This window comes from Pseudovibrio sp. SCP20, from assembly GCF_057774105.1.
Genome location: NZ_JBYMDH010000002.1, coordinates 723,922 through 745,923, shown reverse-complemented (window position 1 = coordinate 745,923; position 22,002 = coordinate 723,922). Strand labels below are relative to the sequence as shown.

The following is a 22,002-nucleotide window of genomic DNA, read 5'->3' as shown; positions in this document are numbered from 1 at the left end:
TTACTGTCATTGAACTAGAGCTATACCGCCTACAGCCCTTTGGAGTTGCCTAAGAACTAGATGTTGGCGTTCCTGCATTTTTCGCTGCCGCAGCTCGTTGTTCATCCCACAGTTCTCGAATCCCCTCTATCTCACCGAAGGCTCCAATTTCCGCCATTCGATCGATGAAACGACTATAAAGGTCGGTCGAGACAAGGCCTTTGCTATACATGAACTCAACGCCAGTATTCGGATTCAGCAGCAAGACGTAATGAAAATCGCCAGAAGCACCCTTCTTTGTTGAAATCATTTCTAGCTCTTGCAACTTCCTCATGCGTTTTCGCCAAGTATCAACTGCACGCTCCCCACCGAATCCAGCCTCTGCAGCAAAAGTCGCTTGGTTCTCGATCATCAAAAGTGGGTGATCTGGTGCACGCGCCCAGAGGGAAAAAAGCACATGCCCAGGAGGTGTACCTTTCGATGCCTGATCTACTGCTTGCATAATGATCGGCATGGTTCGCGGTATCGTGCTATATCCATCATTATTCTTGCGGTGCCACATGTGGCGTGGATCTGTTCCTGGGAAATGTAGCTCCATCTGTTGTTGAGCTCGCTCAACCATGTTTAGCCGCTTAGTTTTTGCCTGACGTCCGTTTGCCATCGTTTAGTCCCCATGCGTTCGATACAGACTAATTTACACGTAAGACTAACTTTGAAAATGATTAATGGAGCGCATCAGACAGCTGCTTTCAGGTACTTAAATAACGCATACAACTACCTAAATTTACACAACTCAACCCAACTGAAGTATGCGAATTGCGCTGTACAGCTCAAATATATTTTTATTATCATTTTTTATCAGTAGGTTATAAATGTTTTGCGGTGCTCTATGGGCTCCATGTGCTTTACGTGCTCGTATGTGCTCTCCGTGCTCCTGGTGGGTGGGTACGGGAGGGAGGGCAAAGTAATGACCACAAGTCACAAAATTTTCTACAAGATTGCCCACACCCCAAGCAATTGATGCCAGAGCAAACTATGTTCTTAGCAAATCTGTGCCCAAAATCACGATGAACTCAACCCCCGAACCTAGTAAGGCTCACTCAGCTGGCTCAACAGCTTTGGCAGCCGGATCACCCTCACCGCTCTGCAAACCGTCTTCCTGCGCCTTCAAACGCTCCTGCTTACGCTTCCAGTTCGCCTTCGCCTTCTTTGTGGTCATGCGAGACCCATCCGGCGTCCAGCCCGGCGTGCGGAACATGTAGCCATAGACATCTTTCAAAGAGCGCGCGGTCTTCAGGTCCTTCACCATCGCAATCCATTCATGGAATGCAACGATCAGCAGGTTGTTGGTTTCAAGGTTCTTGCCAATCCCATACCGCGGCGGGTCTTCCGCAACTTCCGGGCTGAAGGTGCCAAACATCCGATCCCAGATGATCAACGTGCCTGCGTAATTGGAATCCAGATACCTTGGATTCGTTGCATGGTGAACGCGGTGATGGCTCGGCGTGTTGAAGATCCACTCCAAAGGCCCCATGCGATCCACCAGTTCTGTGTGAATCCAGAACTGATAAAGCAGGTTCCACGCCGCAACGAAGAAGATCATCTCCGGCGGAAATCCAAACAATGCAATCGGCAGGCCAAAGATGAAGGTAAGCGCAATGGTGCCCGTCCACGTCTGCCGTAAAGCAGTCGACAGATTATAACGCTGCGAAGAATGGTGGTTCACGTGGCTCGCCCAGAACCAGCGATACTCATGCCCAAACCGGTGCTGCCAATAATAGGCAAGATCATAAAGCACAAAGCAGATCAGGATGGTCCACCAGTTGACCGGTACGTTTTCAATAAGGCGATGGCTATACACCCAGCTATGCGCCGCATATGAAACAGCCGCTCCAAACACGATCTTTACGACAAGACTCCCAATCCCCATCGCCAGACTGAAAAACGTGTCTTTGACGTCATACCCATCAATACCGCGCAGCTTCAAAGCCACGCCTTCAGCAATCATCAGAATAATAAAAAATGGTACCGCATACGAAATCGGATCAAAAAACTCCATTGAGATGGCCCTCCCCAACCAAACTCAATTGCCCGCAGCACTCCCAACACACACGAGCAACTTACCTTAACGGTAACATACTCCTGTATGTGTCATCAAACCCCGGCTAAAGATCCCATAAAACGCCCAGAACACGCCCTTTACAGCCCCTCTTCAAAAAACTTATCCCCCTCATCAAAAACCTCCTTAAGCTTGTCGATGTGCCCACGCATTCGGGCAGGAGTGGACCGTCCGCTCCGTGGCGTGGGCGGGGTTGGGCTACCGGCGTGAGGTAACGTATCGTGTCGGGAGGTCCGGTGAAGCGCCATACCCTATTGAGACCACAGTGGTAGTAGGGAGCTTGGGGTCGTTCCGGAGGGCGTCCGGTGGTGACAGGAAACTGTCAATGGCAGGGAAACCTGTCAGTCGCGTCTGTCCGAGAGGGAGCCCGCGTGTTCATGAGAAAAGGCCCGGGCGAGGCGAACAGCCAATGCCGAAGAAACATATCTAACAAGTAGCGCAGGCAGAGCCTGTTCGCCTTGCTCCACCCGTTGAAACGGGCTTCTCAAACACAAACACCGCACGGAGAGCCATGCGGTGCTAAATCTACTTGGTGTCACTGACTGGCTCTTCAGGGTAGCTCTGGAAGCCATCTGCATTTTGCGTCACAGGCACAATCACCCCACAGGCAATCCGTCCACCTGCATCACCCGTTGGCTGACTGTGATAGTCATCAGGGTCCGCATGCACAATCAGCGCCCTACCCGGCCCGCCAATCAGGCTGTCCGGATCATCAGGTGCAAGGTCGAGCCTCTCCGTAAAGTACTCCACCACAAGCTTCCCGTTTTCCGGCACATGCAGGTTCGGCAAATCACCCGCATGCGGTCCACCAGCAACGCCTACGCCATGCTCATTCCCTTCCGGTGCAAAGTGTCCACCAGCGGCTGAGAAGGTTGGCTCACAAAGGCCGGTCTCGTGCACATGGAAGCCGTGCACCCCAGGAGGAAGCCCATCAAACGAAGCGGTGATGTGAAGGATGTGGCTCGGCGTTTCTGTCAGCACCACCCGGCCAACCTGCTTGCCATCCACGTCTTTCATAACAGCAACAGCAGTTGGACCAGCGGGAACCTGATCTTCTTTCGAAGCCATCGCAGCAAAACTTGCAACAGCAAAACCAGCAGCAACAACGGCTGCCAATCCATTCAGTTTCATCAGATGAAAACTCCTGAAAGCGCTCTATTCACACTCAGAGTATTCAGCACAGAGGTCACCTCAAAATCACTCTTGAAACCTCGGTAAACCAACACCGCCTGCCCTGATGAGAAGTTGATTGGTCTTGGTTACAACTCCAAAAGAAAACCCGGATCAGAAGCACTCTGACCCGGGTTGAATTCTCATAGATCTGGCAAAGCTTACTCTGCTGGTTCGCCCTGCTCGTTCTCACGGCCAAAGTTCGGAGCCGCAGATTCCTGACCAGCTTCAACAAGCTGATGGCGAATGCCTTTGGTGCGGGTGAACAGCTTGAACAGCGCATCCCCGTCACTCCAGCGGATCGCACGCTGCAGAGCAGACAAGTCCTCAGAGAAGCGGGAAAGCATCTCCAGAATAGCCTCTTTGTTGTTCAGGCAAACATCACGCCACATGGTCGGGTCAGAAGACGCCAGACGGGTGAAGTCGCGGAAACCAGAAGCGGAGTACTTGATCACCTCAGACTTGGTCACAGTCTCCAGATCATCAGCCGTTCCAACAATGTTGTACGCGATGATGTGCGGAAGGTGAGACACAACAGCCAGCACCAGATCATGGTGCTCAGCATCCATGGTCTCAACCTGAGAGCCGCACGCTTCCCAGAACGCAGTCAGGCGCTCAGTAGCACCCTGATCAGAGTTCGGCACAGGCGTCAGAATGCACCAGCGGTTCTCAAAGAGAGAGGCAAAACCCGCATCAGGACCGGAATATTCAGTACCTGCAATCGGGTGGCCCGGAACAAAATGCACATTATCCGGCAGATACGGCTGCATCGCAGAAATAACGGAGGCCTTAACAGAACCCACATCCGTCACGATCGCACCATCAGCCAGATGCGGAGCAATGGTTTTCGCAACAGCTCCACAAGCACCGACCGGTACACAAACGATGACAAGGTCTGCCCCTTTTACGGCTTCTGCTGCGTCCAGATAATATCGGTCCCCAAGCTTCAACTCTTCCGCACGCTTCAGAGTAACCTCTGAGCGCGAGGATACAACAATTTCACCCGCCAGCTTTTCGCGGCGCATGACATGCGAAAGAGAGGAGCCGATCAGACCGATACCAATCAGTGCGACCCGGCCAAACAAGGGTTCAGACATGGAGACCTTCTATTAGAACTACTTCAGAAATTCAGTGAGAGCAGCAACAACATCCTTGTTCGCTTCCTCACTGCCGATTGACATGCGTAGCGCATTGTCAAATCCATAGGCTTTCACCTGCCGCAGCACACACCCGCGTTCCAGCAGGAAGGCATCAGCATCGACAGCCCGTTTGCCCTGTTCTTCAGGGAAATGGATCAAAATGAAATTGCCGACACTTGGCGTTACGTCAAGGCCTAGTTTGGTCAGTTCGTTAACTACCCACGGCAACCATTCGTTATTGTGGCTAACTGCCTGCTCAATGAAAGCCTGGTCCCGCACAGCAGCAGCACCAGCTGCAATCGCAGCAGCGTTCATGTTGAAAGGACCACGAATACGGTTCAGCGCATCAATAATGTGCTCAGGACCATACGCCCAGCCAACACGCAGCGCTGGCAAACCGTAAGCTTTGGAGAACGTCCGTGTCATCACCACGTTCTCTGAGTTCGCAACCAGTTCAATACCAGACTGATAATCGTTACGACGAACATACTCAGCATAAGCCGCATCAAGCACCAGAATACAGGACTTCGGCAATCCGGCGTGCAGGCGCTTAACTTCGTCAAACGGAATGTAAGTGCCGGTTGGGTTGTTCGGGTTCGCCACAAAGACCATTTTGGTCTTCTCAGTCACGCGCTCCAGAATAGCGTCCACATCAGTGGTCAGGTCTTTTTCTGGCGCAATAACAGGCGTTGCACCCGCAGCGTGGATCGCAATCTTATAAACAAGGAAGCCATGCGTGGTATAAATAGCTTCATCACCTTCGCCCAGATAAGCATAGGCCAGCAGGCTCAGCACTTCATCAGAACCACAGCCGCAAATGATGTGATCTGGGTTCAGTCCATAGACCTCACCAATCGCAGTGCGCAGCTCACCGGCACTGCCATCAGGGTAAAACTGAAGCTCGGAGATGGTGCGATACGCTTCCAATGCTTTCGGGCTCGCACCTAAAGGAGATTCATTGGAAGAGAGCTTATGCAGTTTATGCCCACCGTTTGCCTTCGCCTTACCGGGTACATACGGATCAATCGCCAACACACCAGCACGAGGGACAGGGCGTACTACCTGCTCTTCCATCAACTCATTCCTTCATTCAAAAAACACGCAATTTAACGGACTGCGTCTGCTTCACTATCAAATTCATCATCTAGGTCAAGCGGCGCGGGGTATCCACCGACATATCTAAGTTTATCCGGCGTCGCCTCAGCAGTTTCAAAGAAAGTCGCCAGCTCTTGCTCGGATATATTCCCCGGAACAGCTAATAGCGCATCTACGCCTTCAAAACTGCGATAAAAACTCAACACTTCTATACCTTTGTGCATCAATGAGCCCGGTATAGCCCCGGTCCAGCGCACATCGTAAACGCAGATGTCCGGCTTCTCCGTCTCGGCGGTCTGCGCAGCAACAACAACAGCTGGCAAATCTGCCGGACGATCCTGAACCACCAGAAACGGGAGCCGCGCAATAATCGATGGACCGCTTGGACCGTCCTCACGCAATCCCAGACCACGCCACCAGGGCGTTTCCGCACGCTCATCCAGCGCAATTACGCCAAGATCGACCTGTGAATAATCAACCTCAGCAAGCACAGCAGAAGGATCGATCTCGCGCCGCTGCTCAACCGCATATCCAAAATAGAACCGTGCCAGCTCACTCATGGCGACTCGATCTGCGCTTCCATCAAGATGAACACGATAAGTTGTCTGGGCTTTGGTCAGCGAAGAGATTATCTCACGCCAGATATGTTCCAATGACATAATTGGCAGAACACCCCGGTGGTTCTCAACCAGCCGCCGCATAATGTCTGCTTCACGAGACGGACGAAAAACAGCATGCATCGAACCTTGTTCAGCTTTTGCCGCAACAATATGCTCAATCAGGTCTGCGCGTTCCATGAGCAGGGCATGGAGTTTGTCATCAACTTCATCCAGTTTATCGCGGACTTGAGACAAGCTCATTTTAGTATCCGTAACTGATGAAGACCCAGACATTGCACTAACCCACTCGAATTATTGAACAGAACCTATGTAAATTCATAGGAAACAACGCGGATGAAAGCAAAAGAAAACGTTGACACACTGCCAATAGACACCTAGCAAAAACTCTCTTGCAATCCCTTAGAGGAACACCCAATTCGCTTTCACGTACCTTGGAAGAAAACATGACTGAGACTGCCAGCGCACAGCCGGAGAAAACTCCGATTACCTCGCCCTCAACACAAGCCAGTGTTGCAGCGGAGCAGATGGATATGCCTGCCAGCAAGCTCATGCGATTTGGACCTGAAAATCCTCTTCGGCTGGATGAAGGCACAGAACTTGCGCCTTGGCAGATCGCCTACGAAACATATGGCGAGCTCAACGCTGACAAAACCAACGCCATCCTCGTCTGCCACGCCCTCACCGGCGACCAGTACGTTGCCTCCGAAAATCCGGTAACAGGCAAGCCCGGCTGGTGGTCTATGATGGTTGGTCCGGGCCAACCAGTAGACACCGACAAGTACTTCGTCATTTGCGCGAACGTGCTCGGAGGCTGCCTCGGCACCACAGGCCCAGCATGTACCAATCCGGAAACTGATGAAGTCTACGGGCTGGACCTTCCCGTCGTCACAATCGGTGACATGGTGCGCTCTCAGGCAAAACTGGTTGAAGCACTCGGCATTGAAACCCTGTTTGCAGTGGTCGGCGGCTCCATGGGTGGCATGCAGGTGCTACAATGGGCTTCTGCTTATCCGGAAAAGGTGTTCGCAGCTGTTCCAATTGCAACTGGCCCACGCCATTCCAGTCAGAACATCGCTTTCCATGAAGTCGGTCGTCAGGCTGTGATGGCAGATCCGGACTGGTGCCACGGCCAATACGCCAAAGAAGGCAAACGTCCTTTGAAGGGCCTGTCCGTTGCCCGCATGGCAGCGCACATCACCTACATGTCTGACGAAAGCCTGCACAACAAGTTTGGCCGCAATCTGCAAGACCGCTCTGCCATCACCTTTGGCTTTGATGCGGACTTCCAGATCGAGAGCTATCTGCGCCACCAGGGTATGACCTTCGTGGACCGCTTTGATGCAAACTCATACCTCTATGTGACCCGCGCGATGGACTACTTCGACCTCGCAGCAGCACATGGCGGCAAGCTGGCCAACGCGTTCTTGCACAGTGACACCCGTTTCTGCGTCATGTCCTTCACCACCGACTGGCTTTTCCCAACCTCGGAAAGCAAGGATATTGTACGCGCCCTCAACGCAGCCGGAGCAAACGTCTCCTTCGTCGAGATCGAGAGTTCTCGCGGACACGATGCATTCCTTCTTGATGAACCTGAATTGTTCAAAACAATGCGTGGCTTCCTAACCGGAGCTGCCAAAGCCAGAGGCATCCCTGCCCCCGGTAATGGTGATTGACCGTAGTCTTGAACAACCAGCTTCATCAGAAAGCAGATCTATTATGACAAAACTTGATTTGAGCGATGTACGCGGCGACCACCGAATTCTCTGCGATTTTGTAGCACCGGGCTCTCGCGTACTGGATATCGGCTGCGGCACAGGAGAGCTGTTGGAACTCCTGATCGACACCCGCGGCGTTGATGGCCGGGGCTTTGATACTTCCCAGAAAGGCGTGAACGAAGCCGTTGCTCGCGGCCTCTCTGTTGTTCAGGGCGATGCAGACAACGACCTTGCAGCCTATCCGGACGACGCGTTTGATTATGCAATCCTGAGCCACACGCTGCAGGCCACCATGGATCCGAAACAGGTTCTTGAACAGCTTCTGCGTATCGGCAAGAAAGTCGTTGTGTCCTTCCCGAACTTCGGCCACTGGCGCAACCGCATGCAGCTGCTCTTCAAAGGCAGAATGCCGGTGACTGACTACCTGCCGTATCAATGGTACGACACCCCAAACATCCATTTCTGCACCATCCGCGACTTCGTTGCTCTCTCAGAAGAGGTCCATGCTAAAGTCATTAAGGCAGAGGCACTGGACGCCAGAGGCAAGCGAATAGCCTTCAACGCGCCATGGTGGGTCTGGAACCTGATCGGCGATCAGGCTGTCTTCCTACTTGAACGGAAATAAATGAATTCAGCTTTCGCCTTCACCGGCGAAAGCTTCTTTCTGCTGGCGCTGATGACCATTCATCGCCTGAGCCCCAGCGGTCTTGCCATTTGGCAGAAATACCGGACGTAGGACCCGCGTCACATGGCTCGCTTTGAGCGGAATACCACGATAAATCTGCTTCTCAGCTTCAGTGACCAAAAGCCCCGCAAACGCAGGCCAGGCCACAGCACCTAATCGCTCAAAGCTGCGCGCATTCTTCAGCACCAGCTTTGAGTTCGTCGGGGGAACGAATAGAGCTTCCTCCCGCGAAACAACCGAAAGATGATGATTACTCAGAAAGTTATCCAACTGAGGCCGTGAGTAAGGCCGTCCATAACCAAACGGAGAAACCTCAGACCGTGCCCACGCCCCACGGCGGTTGGGCACAATCACAATCACCCGGCCACCGGGCGATAAAACCCGATAGACCTCATCCAGCAACGCTCCCGGCTGCCCTGCCATCTCAAGCGAGTGCACAAGCAAAATGCGGTCAATGCAGGAATCCGGAAACGGCAACTGCCCATCTTCCATCAGGAAGGCCTTGTTCGGCACTTCCACTTCCCGCGGCCACTTCACTACACCTTGCGCAGCAGGCATACCGGCAAACACACGATTGGTCTTTTTTAAATAAGGCCGCAGATAAGGAGCAGCATAACCAATCCCAAGCAAGCTTTGGCCACGCATTTCTGGCCACAGCATTTTCACACGGCTTCCCACCAACACCCGGAGCATTCGTCCGAGTGGCAGATCGTAGAACTCTTTTAAGTGAGTAACATCAAGATACAACTGGTTCTCCGCGCATTGCCTATTCTTATCATGGGGTGCCAAAGGCCCGGACGCAACGCTTCTTCAAGATGATTTGCAAGCTTAAATCAACCACTCCCAGAGTTTTGTGAGTTTGCAGTTGAATTTGACAGCGTGTCCTCCCATGATCCCACTAGGATTTATTGTGCGCTTGGGAGCTGGTTGATGATTGAAGTTGAAGTTCGGCAGTTTGTTTGTCTGAAAGATAATTTCGGTGTTCTCGTCCACCACCCAGACAGCGGCTGTACAGTTGCGATCGACGTTCCCGAAGCAGCGCCCTACTTACAGGTTCTTGAAGAAACCGGCTGGAACCTCACCGACATCCTGATCACCCACCACCACTGGGATCACGTCGGCGGCCTTGCTGAACTCGTTGAGAAAACCGGAGCCAAGGTCACCGGACCGGAGCGCTCCCGCCAACACATCACCACCATGACCCGTTTCGTGGAAGACGGTGATGACATCCTCATCGGTCCAATCGCCGTTAAAGCCATCGGCACACCGGGCCATACACTTGATCATATCTCCTGGTGGTTCCAGGAAGCAGGCATCGCCCACACCGGCGATACCCTCTTCGCTCTCGGCTGTGGTCGAGTATTTGAGGGGGATGCGGAAATGATGTGGGCTTCCCTCAGCCATCTGGCAAATACGCTGCCACCGGAGACAACAATTTACTGCGGCCACGAATACACACTCTCAAACGCTAAGTTCGCGCTGACAATTGATCCAAACAACCAGGCACTTCAGGAACGCACCAAACGCATCGAGGCCCTTCGAGAAGTTGGACGTCCTACCCTGCCGACCTCCATGGCTGCTGAACTTTCAACCAATCCATTCCTGCGCGTTCGCGATCCAGAAGTTCAGAAGAACCTCAACATGGTCAACGCAGAACCTGCTGACATCTTTGCCGAAATTCGCCGTCGCAAGGATAATTTCTGATGCCGTTGGACCAACTTACCACGGCAACAACAGCCGACGAAATCATCGCCGAACTGCAGATGAAAGAGCATCCGGAAGGTGGCTACTACACCGAAACCTTCCGCGATACAGAAGGCCCGGACGACCGCGGATACTCAACCGCGATTTACTATCTGCTCAAGAAGGGTCAGAGATCCCACTGGCACCGCATCGATGCAATTGAGACCTGGCACTACTACGGTGGCGCTCCTCTCAAGCTGTCCATCAGCACCAAAAAAGACGAGCAAACCGACATCATTCTCGGCGTGGATGTGTTAAATGGCCAACGCCCGCAAGGCATTGTTCCACGTGAAGCATGGCAGTCTGCACAAAGCCTCGGCGAGTGGTCACTGGTCGGCTGTACCGTTGCCCCCGGCTTCCTGTTTGACGGCTTCGAACTCGCCCCACCCGATTGGAATCCTTGAGCCCAAATCATCGAATCGAGCCTCATCCGCACCACTAAGCTTGACCAAAACTCAAAGAGAACCCCGCGCAAGTTTAGACAAAAGGCGCATAAATCCTGCCGGAAAATCCTCGTAGATACAGGTACTTGTTGGTTAACAAGGAACACCCGTTAAAAATTTCTGCGCATAAACTCTACGGTTTTTCCGCAGAAACAGTTGAGAGATAATGCAGTTTAGCAAGACCTTATACGCACCCAAAACGTGCAGATTTTGGAGTATCAGGACATGCCGTAGAGATCATTATCCTCGCGTTTTCAAAATCTTACCTACCTAACTGTTGAGCTGAGCAGTAGCTTTCACCCACAGCACTGCTCAAGACACCTGTAAGTAGCTCAACTATCCCGATTAATAACTCATCACTCAATCCTGAATCACCACTTGCGTTGCGCGCTCTGCCCGGTAGATTGCCCAGCGTAGGCGCTTTTATGCGCCCGAACACACATTTGGAAACTAATCTATGGCCCAAGGCGACATCAAAAAAGTTGTGCTTGCCTATTCTGGCGGGCTCGACACCTCGATTATTCTCAAGTGGTTGCAGGCGGAATACGGCTGCGAAGTTGTAACTTTCACTGCTGACTTAGGTCAGGGTGAAGAGTTGGAGCCAGCACGACGAAAAGCTGAACTGCTTGGTATTCGAGAAATCTATATTGATGATCTCCGCGAAGAATTCATTCGGGACTTCGTTTTCCCGATGTTCCGGGCCAACGCAGTTTACGAAGGCGTTTACCTCCTCGGCACCTCTATCGCACGTCCGCTCATTTCCAAGCGTCTCATCGAGATCGCTGAAGAAACTGGCGCTGATGCAGTTGCACATGGCGCAACCGGTAAAGGAAACGACCAGGTACGCTTTGAGCTTGCTTGCTACGCACTGAACCCAGACATCAAGGTGATCGCACCTTGGCGTGACTGGACTCTGAAGTCCCGTACTGACCTGATCGAGTTCGCAGAACAGCATCAGATCCCGGTACCAAAGGACAAGCGCGGCGAAGCTCCATTCTCCGTTGACGCAAACATGCTGCATTCCTCTTCCGAAGGTAAAGTTCTGGAAGATCCGAATGAAGAAGCACCAGACTACGTCTTCCAGCGCACAGTTGATCCAATCAACGCGCCGGACGAAGTAACCGAGATCGAAATCGGCTTTGAAAAAGGCGATGCGTGCTCCATCAATGGCGTACACATGTCTCCGGCAACTCTGTTTGCCAAGCTGAACGACCTTGGCCGTGACAACGGCATCGGTCGTCTCGATCTGGTAGAAAACCGCTTCGTCGGCATGAAGTCTCGCGGCATCTACGAAACACCAGGCGGCACCATCCTCCTGTCAGCGCACCGTGCGATGGAATCCATCACACTGGACCGTGACGCAGCTCACCTCAAAGACGAGTTGATGCCGCGCTATGCAAAGCTGATCTACAACGGCTTCTGGTTCTCCCCTGAGCGCGAAATGCTTCAGGCGATGATCGACAAGTCTCAGGAGTTTGTGACTGGTACGGTTAAGCTGAAGCTCTACAAAGGCAACGTAATCGTTGTTGGTCGTGCGTCCCCTTACTCTCTCTACTCAGAAGAGCTGGTGACCTTCGAAGACGACCATGGTGCTTACGACCAGAAAGACGCTGCAGGCTTTATCCGCCTCAACGCTCTTCGTCTGCGTACGCTTGCAAAGCGTGACCAGATGAACAAAGCGAAAGAACTGACAGACGCCTGAAAGGGTAAAAGCTCTTAGGCTTTACGACAGGTTACCAACCCGCAGTGGAGACACTGCGGGTTTTCTACATCTGCACAGATATAACTCATAAAAATCAGATAATTACTATAGCTGCATCCTTTTTGCCGCTAACAGAATGACTCACCGTTCCTTAATTTTTTCATGGCTCAATTATCCTAGTATTCAACGCTAAGGATACTGGCAGTCATGGATAACGATAAGAACGAAGAACAAACCAATCCACTCGAAGATATCCTCCGCCACTTCAAACTGTATGATCAGGCACTTGATCTGAAAGGGAGCAAGGAGTTCAACGCTGCCGCAGACCATCTGCTGAAAAGGCTGGAGCAAGACTCAGGAGAGGTTTCGGAGAATGAACCAGAACTCTCTCTTTATGACGCGCAGGCTGCAACATCTGAGAGTTTACCAACCGATTATGTCTCAGCCTTGTTTGATCAAAAAGCGGAGCTCTTTGACCTCAAGCTCATGGAGATCTTGAAGTACAGTGTCCCGCGCAAAATACATCAGTCACTTCAGTCCAATAATCTTGGCCCCTTCAAACGCCTCCTCGATCTAGGCTGCGGAACCGGCCTCGCCGCAGAAGCCCTACAAAAGCAAGTTTCTTACAAGACGGGTGTCGATATATCGAAGGAAATGCTCAAGCTTGCCCATGACAAGCACATCTACGATGAGTATCACCTGAGTGAAATCAACGCGTTTCTTTATCAAAATCACGCGTGTAAATGGGATTTGGTCGTCGCGGCAGAGCTGTTTCCATATTTCGGTGCACTTGAAGAAGTCTTTCAAGGTATCAAGCGTAACATAGAAGAAGACGGTATCTTCGTGTTCTCCGCAGAAGCACTGCAGACCCAAACAGAGGAAGCACCTGAATTTCACATGAGTGATACCCATCGCTTCTCTCATACAGAACATTACCTGCGTAACGTGCTGAAGCAATTTGGGTTCACGCCCGTAGAGTTCAGCCAGATCAACTTGCGCAATGAACAGGAAACTCCTGTTCCTGGGTACTTTGTCATCGCACGCTATAAACCAACATAGCCCAAACAACAGGCGGGGCTTAAAGTCCCGCCATCAACGTGATCAGCACCACCACCAGCATGAAGATTGTGGGATAGAACGTCAGCGCAAAGCCCGTTCCGCGCCATGGAGCGCCTTTTTCATAACTGGCGAAAAACAGAACGCGTCCTAATGCAAAGAGCAATGCAGCCAGAAGCGGGACGGACATGGTAGAGCCCGGCATGATGGCCACCCAGGCTACATAGACAAACCCAGCCAGAACGGCCTGCTCTAAAGTGTTTTGGAGGATGCTTTGCAGCATCTTGGCTTCCTCACTGCCATGTGTCAGCCCTCCGCCATCAATATCATCAGCATGATAAAACCGGCGCATTGCCAAGCGGCCTATAGAGACCATCAGCAACAAGGCTGGCGAGAGGATTGAGACGGCAGCGACCCAAAGCCGCTCTGAGGCATTCCAGTCCACGGTAAAGCCAAATGGATTAAGAAGCGCACCAAACAACAGAACGATTGCGGTCACCAAAGCACCAACAATCATCCGCTGAAACACACCCCGCTGTTTTTCTGCAAAGTCCAATACAACCTCCATCCAGAGAACATAACAGGAACAAACCCACAACTATCTGCTGCTAGTTGCTTGCGGCAAGGCGTTTACTCTCCTAGCCTACGCACATCAGACGAAGCAGGAGAAGCTGATGACTATGGAAGCGCAGTTAGTTTTAAAAGTTGATAACACCGCTGCGCGCCGCTTGTTTCTGAGCAAACACGCCCTTCTGGAAACACCGACAGGCTCTTCAAAAGGCAGTGATCTCCTCAATCTCATTCATCGTATCGGCTTCGTGCAGGTGGACAGTATCAACACAGTTGAACGTGCCCACCATATGATCCTCTGGTCACGCCGTCAGAGTTATCGCCCTAAGCATCTGAAGAAGCTCCTTGAGACCGATAGAAGCCTCTTTGAGCACTGGACACACGACGCTTCAATCATTCCCACCGAGTTCTTCCCTTATTGGAACTACCGCTTCCAGAAGAGCGCAGAGAGCCTCGAGTCACGCTGGAAGGTCTGGCGCGGTGCGGAGTATCAGGAAAAGCTCAACCTCATTCTCCGCCATATCGAGGAAAACGGCCCCGCTGGCACCTCAGATGTCGGCAAGGATGAAAAGCGCAGCAAAGGCGGTTGGTGGGAGTGGAACCCGTCCAAGACAGCCCTTGAGTACCTCTGGCGTACCGGACAGATCTCCGTTTCTCGCCGCGAAAACTTCCAGAAACTCTATGACCTGACCGAGCGCGTTATTCCTTCTCAGCATCGCACCTCCAAACCGTCAAAAGCTGAAACCATCGAATGGGCCTGCAACTCTGCAATTGACCGCCTCGGGTTCGCAACGCCCAGCGAAATCGCAGCCTATTGGGACAAACTCGATCTTGCTGACGTGAAAGCATGGTGCGAGCGCGCGCGGCAACGGGGAGAACTGATCTCCGTTGAAATTGAAGCAGCCAGTGATGGCAAACCCAAACTCTGTCTGGCACGCCCACAAATCGAAGATGAGCTTGCGTCTCTCGATACCCCTTCCCAACGCGTACGCATCCTCAGTCCATTTGATCCGGCACTGAGAGATCGCAAACGTGCTGAGTTCCTCTTTGACTTCAATTACCGCATTGAAATTTTCGTTCCAGAACCAAAGAGGCTCTACGGCTATTATGTCTTCCCGGTGATGGAGGGGGACAAACTGATTGGCCGGATCGATATGAAACGCGAGAAAGCTTCCAATGCACTTGCAGTAAAGCGCTTCTGGCCAGAAGCCGGCATGCGTATGGGCAAAGGCCGTCAACAACGGCTGGAGGCAGAGCTAGAACGCTGCGCTCTGTTTGCAGGCTGCTCAGACCTCCAGTATCTCAAAGCTTGGCAAGGATAGCCCGCTGGATGGCAGGGCTATCAGAAACACCAGCAAGCCCTAATACTGCTGTCAGGTTTCGCTTCTTCGTCAGCTTTATGAGAGCAAATGAGCCAACTCTCTCGAACTTTACTGCGTGTTCTGTTCTGCCTGTTGGCAATGCCCCCTTCCACAAGCATGGCTCAATCTCTTTCTGATCTGGACGACCGCTTCACCTTCAACCCACAAGGCAAGTACCAGCCGCGCCTCATCGGCCTGTTTGAGACAGACCGGAACAACACCTCAGGTGCAGCTGAAGTCATCACCCCCGTCTTTCAAGACAGCCAGGGCATGGCCTTCGCAGATGTCCGCGTAGGTAACTCATCAGAAGCAGTCTATCTACTGAGTGCTGGCGGTGGCCTGCGCCACTTCGTAAGCCCCAATCTGATTGGCAGCACCTACATCTTCATGAACTACAAGGAAGATTACAAACGTGGTTCAGAAACCGCGATCACCACAGGCATAGAGTTTCTCGCTCACGGCTATGAAGCCCGCTTCAACGCCCAGTTCCCAACAAGCAAGGTTCGCATTCTGGAGCCAAAGCCCGGTAGCTCAGAACAGCGAGAGAGCGTCCCACTTCTCAATCTCTCCGGAGAAATCGGTTACGACCTGCCCGGAACCGAGGACTTAGGCTTTGGCTTGCGCATCTACGCAGGAGGCTTTTACAGAACGGCCAACAACGTGGAAGAGATCAGCGGTGCACAGGGACGTTTCGAAGTTTCCCGGGCTGGCTGGTTCGGAGTGCCCGGCCTTAAAACCACCTTTGTCGGACAAATCCGATATCACAGCGACATCAACTATCCCCTTGGCGTCTTTCAACTCCGCGTCGGCCTGCCTCTCGTGAAGTACTGGAAAGGGATTGCAGTCGATAACTACAACACTCTCAGCCCCATTGAACGCCGCATGACAGAGCGTGTACGTCGCCCCCTCACCATTCACAATCTCACGCGTCCTATTCCCTAGAACCCTGCTGAAAATGAAGGCACTAGAGCCCAAACCACTCGAAGCGTTACCCCTCCCGGTTTCAGGGCATCACAGACACCCAGCATTAGTGTTAATCTTTTCAGATAGGATACCGCTTCCAGCTCATCCGGGGACAACCACATGAGGACTATTCCACTCACGCTCATTCCATTCCTGCTGTACAACGCAGTGGCTTTTCGATGGTTTGAAGATCTGGAGCCAGTGCTCGACCAAGGCTACAATGTTACGCCGTGGGCGGCTGTCCTTATCAACATCCCGCTCCCGTCAGGTCTCGTGGTTCCGCTGGATGTCGCAACCGTCCTGCTGGCAGCTTCTCTCGTGTTGCTCTTCATTGAGATCATCAAAGCCACGCGCACCAGCACACTCTCTCTGGTCGATCACAGCTTATCCCTGCTCATCCTCGTGGCCTATCTCATAGAGTTCCTCTCCGTTCAGGAAGCCGCCACCCCACTCTTCCTCCTGCTCATGACCATCACATTTCTGGATGTCATTGCAGGCTTCATCATTACCTTGTCCGGTGCACGAAGAGACGTGGTCGTCGCCTCAGGCAACAGTTAATCCTCAAGCCCCTGACGGAATACCGAAGAGCACCACCAGAGCGCACAGCAAACCAGTTGCGCCCGTAAACCAGAACATCCCTACCCGGTTTCGCATCTCTTTCAGTTGCCAAAGCGCTGTCAGAGCTACACAGCACTGAAGCATATAGAACAACGCAAAGGCTCTGGAAGACAGAGTGATGATATGCAGGATATCAGTACTCCAGATGAGGGTAACAGATACGAAGGTGATAAACGGATAGGCATGCCTTATCTTCACCCGCCTGTTGGTTACATCCTCCAGCAATCCAGCTGAGCCAATGGAATCCGCAACAGAAGCCCCAAACTGGCTGGCAACCGCTCCCAGTGTCAGCAGCAACGGCAACACAATCGCCACATGCCCCACCAGCGTGATAATCCCCGATACGCTCTCATCATTCTTCAGCAGCGGAAACAGAACTGTCAGCAACGCGAAGAAACAGAGGTAAATCACGGCGGAGTACAGCTGCGCATTCCTCATCGTTTCAGCACGCATCTTGGGTGAGTACTCATCACCGATGAACTTCGAGGTCTCAAACCCCTGCACCACAATCAGCAGCCCCAGCATGATCTGAACCTTCTCCAGTCCAACAGCCTTCAGACCATCCCTCACTTCCCATTGCCCACTGAAAGCAAGCTCACCGTTGTAAAACAGCAGCCCCACCAGCAGACCGAAGATCACCGTCAGGTTCAGAGAAACCGCATACTTCTCTACCCGCTCCACCAGATGCAAACCACCGGAGAAGCCCACCAGCCCGATGAAGACCGTCAGTACAGTCCCGATCCAGTTGGCTATCTCCCGATGTTCATACCCAAAGCCCTTGAGCAAGAAGTTTCCGAGCAGCACGAGGTAATAGGCAATCGAGATGAAATAGGCGAACGCCAGTGTCAGCTGCGAAAGCTTCTCCAGCGACGTGGTCAGTCGAATACGCCCTTCCTGTTGCTGCTGCTCCACAATCTGCTCGGTGTGCAGAATGTTGAACCGGATCACTGCTCCCACGCAGTACGCCGCCAGAATGAGCCCACTGATGCCGATAATCGCCCAGTGTCCAATCTCCTTGGCGATAATCGGAACCGACACAAGAAACCCGCTGCCGATGATCGAAGCTAGTGGCGTGACGGTTGCCTGCCATTTTTCCGAGACCCGGACACGGTGCGAGAACAGCACCAGCATTCCAAGCAGCATGGCAACAAACACGACAACGGAGTTGAGCATGGTTCTCTCGCAGGCAGAGGCGCAGCACCCAAACACCAAAAGCAAAAAAGGGCACCAGTTCAGGCACCCTTTCTAAGTTCAGAAGCAAAATTTGCTCTTAAGCGGTCTGTTAGCCCTTTAAGCTTTCCAGCGCACGAGCAACATCTTCCAGCAGATCATCCGGATCTTCCAGGCCAACAGAAAGACGAAGTGTCTTGTCTGTGATGCCCAGCTCCAGACGCGCATCTTCTGCAACACTCTGGTGCGTTGTGGTCGCCGGATGGGTAATCAGGCTCTTCGCATCACCCAGGTTGTTGGAAAGGCTGACAATGTCCAGCGCATTGGAGAACTTGAACGCAGCCTCCTTACCGCCTGCCAGATCAAACGCCAGCATAGTAGAACCACCACGCATCTGCTTCGCCACAATATCCGCCTGCGGGTGATCCGCACGGCCCGGATAAATCAGACGAGACACCGCGGAATGATCCGCAAGGAACTCCGCCAGTTTACCTGCAGTCGCAGTCTGACGCTCCACACGCAGAGACAGCGTCTCCAGACCTTTCAGCAGAACCCATGCATTGAACGGGCTCATTGCAGGACCGGTATGCTTGAACGGGTCATGGAATTCTTCCACGATCCACTTCTCATCGGAAAGCACGATACCGCCCAAACATCGGCCCTGACCGTCAATGTGCTTGGTCGCAGAATAGATCACCACATCCGCACCCAACTCCAGCGGGCTCTGCCAGATGGCAGTCGCAAACACGTTATCTACGATAAGCCGTCCACCCGCTTCGTGAATAATATCCGCCACAGCTGGAATATCGATCACTTCAAGCGTCGGATTGGTTGGACTCTCAAGAAACGCCGCTGTCGTGTTCGGACGAACCGCAGCTTTCCATTGCTCAATGTCGGTGCCATCAATCAGCGTGGATTCTACACCGTAGCGTGGCAGCAGCTTTTCGATGATGTAGCGGCAGGAGCCAAACAGCGCCTTTGGTGCAATCACGTGATCGCCCGCTTTCACGCAGGCCATGATCGCAGAATTAACAGCCGCCATACCGGAAGCAGTGCCACGTGCAGCCTCAGCACCTTCCAGCTCGCACATTCGCTGCTCGAACATCCCAACAGTCGGGTTTGCATACCGGGAATAAATATAGCCCGGATTTTCGCCAAGAAAGCGAGCTTCTGCCGCTTCTGAGCTGTCGTAAACATACCCTTGTGTAAGGAAGATAGCTTCGGATGTTTCACCAAAGCTGGAGCGCGTTGTGCCTCCATGAACAAGCCGAGTTGCTGGCTTCCAGTTCTTTGCGTCTGTCATCGCTCATTCCTGCCCGAAGAGATATTGCTCTACCCCTTCATTAAAAAACCCCGGCGCGGGCCGAGGTCTATACAAGAACCCGACCCTTTAGCTACTTGTTTTACGTGGTTGCAAGCCGGTCGACCAAATCACCACGGAATAGGCAGCGGTTTTACCGCGAAAATTCCATAGGGTCAATCAATCAGCTCTGGTTGCAGACTTGGCGTAGGATCAAACTTACGTTAATCAGTGTCAGAACGATTTGAGTACGAGTGGGGCGGGACCAACAATGACAGGCATTCTTCCGGCAAAAGCGATTGAAGCTATGTTTGCCAACAATGCAATTAAAGCAGACAGAGCGCCTGACGAGGACCAGATTCAGCCAGCCAGCCTTGACCTGCGCCTGGGCGCAAAAGCATGGCGTGTTCGTGCCTCCTTCCTACCTGGCCCAGATGCCAGGGTTGAAGAGAAGCTGGACAAGCTGATCCTGCACGAAATCGACCTCAGCAAAAGCGCCGTGCTGGAAACCAACTGTGTTTACATCGTCCAGCTTCAGGAAGCACTCAACCTGCCGGACGACCTGTCCGCCACAGCAAACCCGAAGAGCTCCACAGGCCGCATCGACGTTTTCACCCGTGTCATCACCGATCAGGGCAAAGCCTTCGACCGCGTTGAGGCGGGCTATAACGGCCCGCTCTACGCAGAGATTTCGCCAAAAACCTTCCCGGTTCTGGTCCGCGAAGGCTCCCGTTTGTGCCAGATCCGCTTCCGCAATGGCGGTGGCTTCATTCCAGATGAACACCTGCTGCACATCCACAAGGAGCACACCCTTGTCTCCGGCGGCAATGATGAGCACGCCATCAGCAACGGCGTTCAGGTCTCCATCGACCTGAAAGGCAACGGCAAAGACAGCCTCATCGGCTATCGCGCCAAACGCCACACTGGCGTGATTGATGTGGACCGCAAGGACGCACAGGACCCGGCAGACTTCTGGGAGCCAATCTACAATCGCGGTGACGCAACCCTGATCCTCGATCCAAACGAGTTCTACATCCTCGTCTCGCAGGAAGCTGTTCACGTCCCGCCAAACTACGCTGCAGAGATGGTGCCGTTTGACCCACTCGTTGGTGAATTCCGCGTCCACTACGCTGGCTTCTTCGATCCCGGCTTCGGTCACTCCACCGTAGGCGGCACCGGCTCCCGCGCCGTTCTGGAAGTCCGCTCTCATGACGTGCCGTTCATCGTCGAACATGGCCAGACCGTTGGTCGTCTCGTCTATGAACACATGCAGGAAGTGCCGGAAACCCTCTACGGCGAAGGCATCGGCTCCAACTATCAGGGTCAGGCTCTCAAGCTCTCCAAGCACTTCAGAGCGACACAGGCAGAAGAGGCGTAAGATCCATGCCTCTCTTCACCGTAGAGCGCGAGTTTTATGCAGAGCTGGAGGAGAAGAAGTCTCGCTTCCTCGCCTTTCTGCTTCCGCATGCTGACTTTGCTGAGCGCCTCGCGCAGCTACGGGATGAGCACAAAAAAGCCAATCACCACGTCACCGCTTTCCGCCGCATGCTCCCCGAAGGCCGCATTGATGAAGGCGGTAAAGACGATGGCGAACCTGCCGGCACCTCCGGCATGCCGACGCTGAAAACTCTCATCGGCGCAGATCTTGTCGATGTGGGCGTCATCATCGTGCGTTACTTCGGCGGCACCAAGCTGGGGACTGGTGGTCTGGCACGGGCCTACTCCGGTGCCTCAAACCTCGCCATTCAGGAAGCTGAACTTGTGCCATGGCTGCGCACCAAAACCCGTTCAGTCTCCGCAAGCTTCGCCAGCAGTGCCGAACTGGAACGCCAGGTCATTCTGCTACAGCTGGAAATCCTCGAACGCACCTTCACAGAAGATGGTGTAACCCTTCTGGTGAGCGGGCCTGAAGACCAGGTCGATCAGCTCTAACCCACTATTTTTATGAAGCTTTCACCTCTCCTCATCTATTTATCTGCAGCCAGATAATTAAAATCCTAATAAAAACTTAAGCGTTGGCACGCGCCTTGCGATGTGAATGTCAGGAAACGGCATTCGTCTCATTTTGAGACAGTCGGGGGGAGTGAAGTCATGCGTGTCACCCGCACTGGAAAAGCGATTAACACTGGAACAGACGCTGATCGTCGCTATCGCGACATCGGTTCCCGCCGTCACGCCAAAATCACCGAGCAGCGGGCAGAAAGCGTCTCAAGACGAAACACCTACGGCAAAGCAGGCAAAGAGCTGCAAACCGCCGAAGATGTTACCAGCACACACACGCCCCACGATAACGACGCACAGTTCTACGATCTGCCAAAGCGCATCAACGTCTTCCGCTGCAACTCCGCTTTCCTCGCCCACCTCATCGGTATCAAGGAAAACGCCGCCCACCTGCGCGAACGCCGCCGCGTAGAACCCCAGGAAGGCGCCACCAGCTACATCGCCACCGAAAAAGCCCCCCGCCTCATCGGCGAAGGCCGCATCATCGAATACAACGCGTGAGAAAGCTGTTTCTAAAACAGATTGAAACCTCTCTATATCTGAGACAGATTTC

General features: G+C 53.0%; 22 protein-coding genes and 1 riboswitch. Of the genes, 12 read left to right on the top strand and 10 right to left on the bottom strand.

Annotated elements, in window-relative coordinates; all coding sequences use genetic code 11:
- Nucleotides 1-49 precede the first annotated feature (49 nt).
- The 6 genes from AC3CB2_RS11925 to AC3CB2_RS11900 all read right to left on the bottom strand — a co-directional run bounded on the left by AC3CB2_RS11925 (nucleotide 50) and on the right by AC3CB2_RS11900 (nucleotide 6,362).
- Nucleotides 50-640 (bottom strand): hypothetical protein, encoded by a 591-nt coding sequence (locus AC3CB2_RS11925; protein WP_352932009.1) that lies wholly within the window; start codon nucleotides 638-640, stop codon nucleotides 50-52.
- Nucleotides 641-1,075: 435 nt separating this feature from the next.
- Nucleotides 1,076-2,038 carry a sterol desaturase family protein gene (locus AC3CB2_RS11920; RefSeq protein ID WP_008550134.1) on the bottom strand — a complete coding sequence of 321 codons (963 nt, stop codon included), beginning with the start codon at nucleotides 2,036-2,038 and terminating at the stop codon, nucleotides 1,076-1,078.
- Nucleotides 2,039-2,623: 585 nt separating this feature from the next.
- A complete protein-coding gene (locus AC3CB2_RS11915; RefSeq protein ID WP_352932010.1) occupies nucleotides 2,624-3,229 on the bottom strand; it encodes a superoxide dismutase family protein in 606 nt (201 codons plus the stop codon).
- 200 nt (nucleotides 3,230-3,429) lie between these two features.
- Nucleotides 3,430-4,365, bottom strand: a complete 936-nt coding sequence (locus AC3CB2_RS11910) for a prephenate/arogenate dehydrogenase family protein (protein WP_352932012.1) — start codon at nucleotides 4,363-4,365, stop codon at nucleotides 3,430-3,432.
- Nucleotides 4,366-4,383: 18 nt separating this feature from the next.
- Entirely contained in the window at nucleotides 4,384-5,481 is a 1,098-nt protein-coding gene (hisC, locus tag AC3CB2_RS11905) for a histidinol-phosphate transaminase (RefSeq protein ID WP_352932014.1), read from the bottom strand.
- Nucleotides 5,482-5,513: 32 nt separating this feature from the next.
- On the bottom strand, nucleotides 5,514-6,362 hold the full coding sequence (locus AC3CB2_RS11900) for a chorismate mutase (RefSeq protein WP_352932017.1): 849 nt from the start codon (nucleotides 6,360-6,362) through the stop codon (nucleotides 5,514-5,516).
- A 191-nt stretch (nucleotides 6,363-6,553) separates the two neighbouring features.
- On the opposite strand from AC3CB2_RS11900, the gene metX reads away from it, so the two are divergent.
- Together metX and metW are read left to right on the top strand one after the other, a co-directional pair.
- A complete protein-coding gene (gene metX / locus AC3CB2_RS11895) occupies nucleotides 6,554-7,795 on the top strand; it encodes a homoserine O-acetyltransferase MetX (RefSeq protein WP_014283122.1) in 1,242 nt (413 codons plus the stop codon).
- Between the two features lie 43 nt (nucleotides 7,796-7,838).
- A complete protein-coding gene (gene metW, locus AC3CB2_RS11890; RefSeq protein ID WP_352932020.1) occupies nucleotides 7,839-8,462 on the top strand; it encodes a methionine biosynthesis protein MetW in 624 nt (207 codons plus the stop codon).
- A gap of 6 nt (nucleotides 8,463-8,468) precedes the next feature.
- On the opposite strand, the gene AC3CB2_RS11885 is transcribed toward metW, so the two are convergent.
- Nucleotides 8,469-9,269, bottom strand: coding sequence for a class I SAM-dependent methyltransferase (locus tag AC3CB2_RS11885; RefSeq protein WP_488389883.1), 801 nt, complete (start codon nucleotides 9,267-9,269; stop codon nucleotides 8,469-8,471).
- 186 nt (nucleotides 9,270-9,455) lie between these two features.
- On the opposite strand from AC3CB2_RS11885, the gene gloB reads away from it, so the two are divergent.
- From gloB to AC3CB2_RS11865, 4 genes are all read left to right on the top strand, one after another.
- The gene (gloB, locus tag AC3CB2_RS11880) at nucleotides 9,456-10,226 is read left to right on the top strand and encodes a hydroxyacylglutathione hydrolase (protein WP_208608950.1); all 771 of its coding nucleotides are present in this window, start codon (nucleotides 9,456-9,458) and stop codon (nucleotides 10,224-10,226) included.
- Nucleotides 10,226-10,669, top strand: coding sequence for a cupin domain-containing protein (locus AC3CB2_RS11875; protein ID WP_352932024.1), 444 nt, complete (start codon nucleotides 10,226-10,228; stop codon nucleotides 10,667-10,669). The genes gloB and AC3CB2_RS11875 overlap by 1 nt, the downstream gene beginning before the upstream one ends.
- 496 nt (nucleotides 10,670-11,165) lie before the next feature.
- Complete coding sequence (locus tag AC3CB2_RS11870; protein WP_008550711.1) at nucleotides 11,166-12,410, top strand: argininosuccinate synthase; 1,245 nt, start codon at nucleotides 11,166-11,168, stop codon at nucleotides 12,408-12,410.
- A 207-nt stretch (nucleotides 12,411-12,617) separates the two neighbouring features.
- Entirely contained in the window at nucleotides 12,618-13,469 is an 852-nt protein-coding gene (locus tag AC3CB2_RS11865) for a class I SAM-dependent DNA methyltransferase (RefSeq protein ID WP_352932026.1), read from the top strand.
- A gap of 19 nt (nucleotides 13,470-13,488) precedes the next feature.
- Here AC3CB2_RS11865 and AC3CB2_RS11860 read toward each other — a convergent pair whose 3' ends face one another.
- Nucleotides 13,489-14,022: an MAPEG family protein gene (locus AC3CB2_RS11860; protein WP_352932029.1), complete on the bottom strand. Its 534-nt coding sequence runs from the start codon at nucleotides 14,020-14,022 to the stop codon at nucleotides 13,489-13,491.
- Between the two features lie 124 nt (nucleotides 14,023-14,146).
- On the opposite strand from AC3CB2_RS11860, the gene AC3CB2_RS11855 reads away from it, so the two are divergent.
- From AC3CB2_RS11855 to AC3CB2_RS11845, 3 genes are all read left to right on the top strand, one after another.
- Nucleotides 14,147-15,358, top strand: coding sequence for a winged helix-turn-helix domain-containing protein (locus AC3CB2_RS11855; RefSeq protein ID WP_352933013.1), 1,212 nt, complete (start codon nucleotides 14,147-14,149; stop codon nucleotides 15,356-15,358).
- Nucleotides 15,359-15,445: 87 nt separating this feature from the next.
- Nucleotides 15,446-16,339, top strand: a complete 894-nt coding sequence (locus AC3CB2_RS11850) for a hypothetical protein (RefSeq protein WP_352932031.1) — start codon at nucleotides 15,446-15,448, stop codon at nucleotides 16,337-16,339.
- A 141-nt stretch (nucleotides 16,340-16,480) separates the two neighbouring features.
- Nucleotides 16,481-16,918 (top strand): hypothetical protein, encoded by a 438-nt coding sequence (locus tag AC3CB2_RS11845; RefSeq protein WP_037037293.1) that lies wholly within the window; start codon nucleotides 16,481-16,483, stop codon nucleotides 16,916-16,918.
- Nucleotides 16,919-16,921: 3 nt separating this feature from the next.
- On the opposite strand, the gene AC3CB2_RS11840 is transcribed toward AC3CB2_RS11845, so the two are convergent.
- Both AC3CB2_RS11840 and AC3CB2_RS11835 read right to left on the bottom strand, forming a co-directional pair.
- Complete coding sequence (locus AC3CB2_RS11840; protein ID WP_352932033.1) at nucleotides 16,922-18,151, bottom strand: hypothetical protein; 1,230 nt, start codon at nucleotides 18,149-18,151, stop codon at nucleotides 16,922-16,924.
- 109 nt (nucleotides 18,152-18,260) lie between these two features.
- The gene (locus tag AC3CB2_RS11835; RefSeq protein ID WP_008550496.1) at nucleotides 18,261-19,451 is read right to left on the bottom strand and encodes an O-succinylhomoserine sulfhydrylase; all 1,191 of its coding nucleotides are present in this window, start codon (nucleotides 19,449-19,451) and stop codon (nucleotides 18,261-18,263) included.
- Between the two features lie 67 nt (nucleotides 19,452-19,518).
- A riboswitch (SAM riboswitch) is annotated at nucleotides 19,519-19,596 on the bottom strand.
- A gap of 123 nt (nucleotides 19,597-19,719) precedes the next feature.
- On the opposite strand from AC3CB2_RS11835, the gene AC3CB2_RS11830 reads away from it, so the two are divergent.
- From AC3CB2_RS11830 to AC3CB2_RS11820, 3 genes are all read left to right on the top strand, one after another.
- On the top strand, nucleotides 19,720-20,826 hold the full coding sequence (locus AC3CB2_RS11830) for a 2'-deoxycytidine 5'-triphosphate deaminase (RefSeq protein WP_352932036.1): 1,107 nt from the start codon (nucleotides 19,720-19,722) through the stop codon (nucleotides 20,824-20,826).
- Nucleotides 20,827-20,831: 5 nt separating this feature from the next.
- On the top strand, nucleotides 20,832-21,380 hold the full coding sequence (locus AC3CB2_RS11825; protein ID WP_054784869.1) for a YigZ family protein: 549 nt from the start codon (nucleotides 20,832-20,834) through the stop codon (nucleotides 21,378-21,380).
- A 159-nt stretch (nucleotides 21,381-21,539) separates the two neighbouring features.
- The gene (locus tag AC3CB2_RS11820; protein WP_352932038.1) at nucleotides 21,540-21,950 is read left to right on the top strand and encodes a hypothetical protein; all 411 of its coding nucleotides are present in this window, start codon (nucleotides 21,540-21,542) and stop codon (nucleotides 21,948-21,950) included.
- The last annotated feature ends 52 nt before the right edge of the window (nucleotides 21,951-22,002 follow it).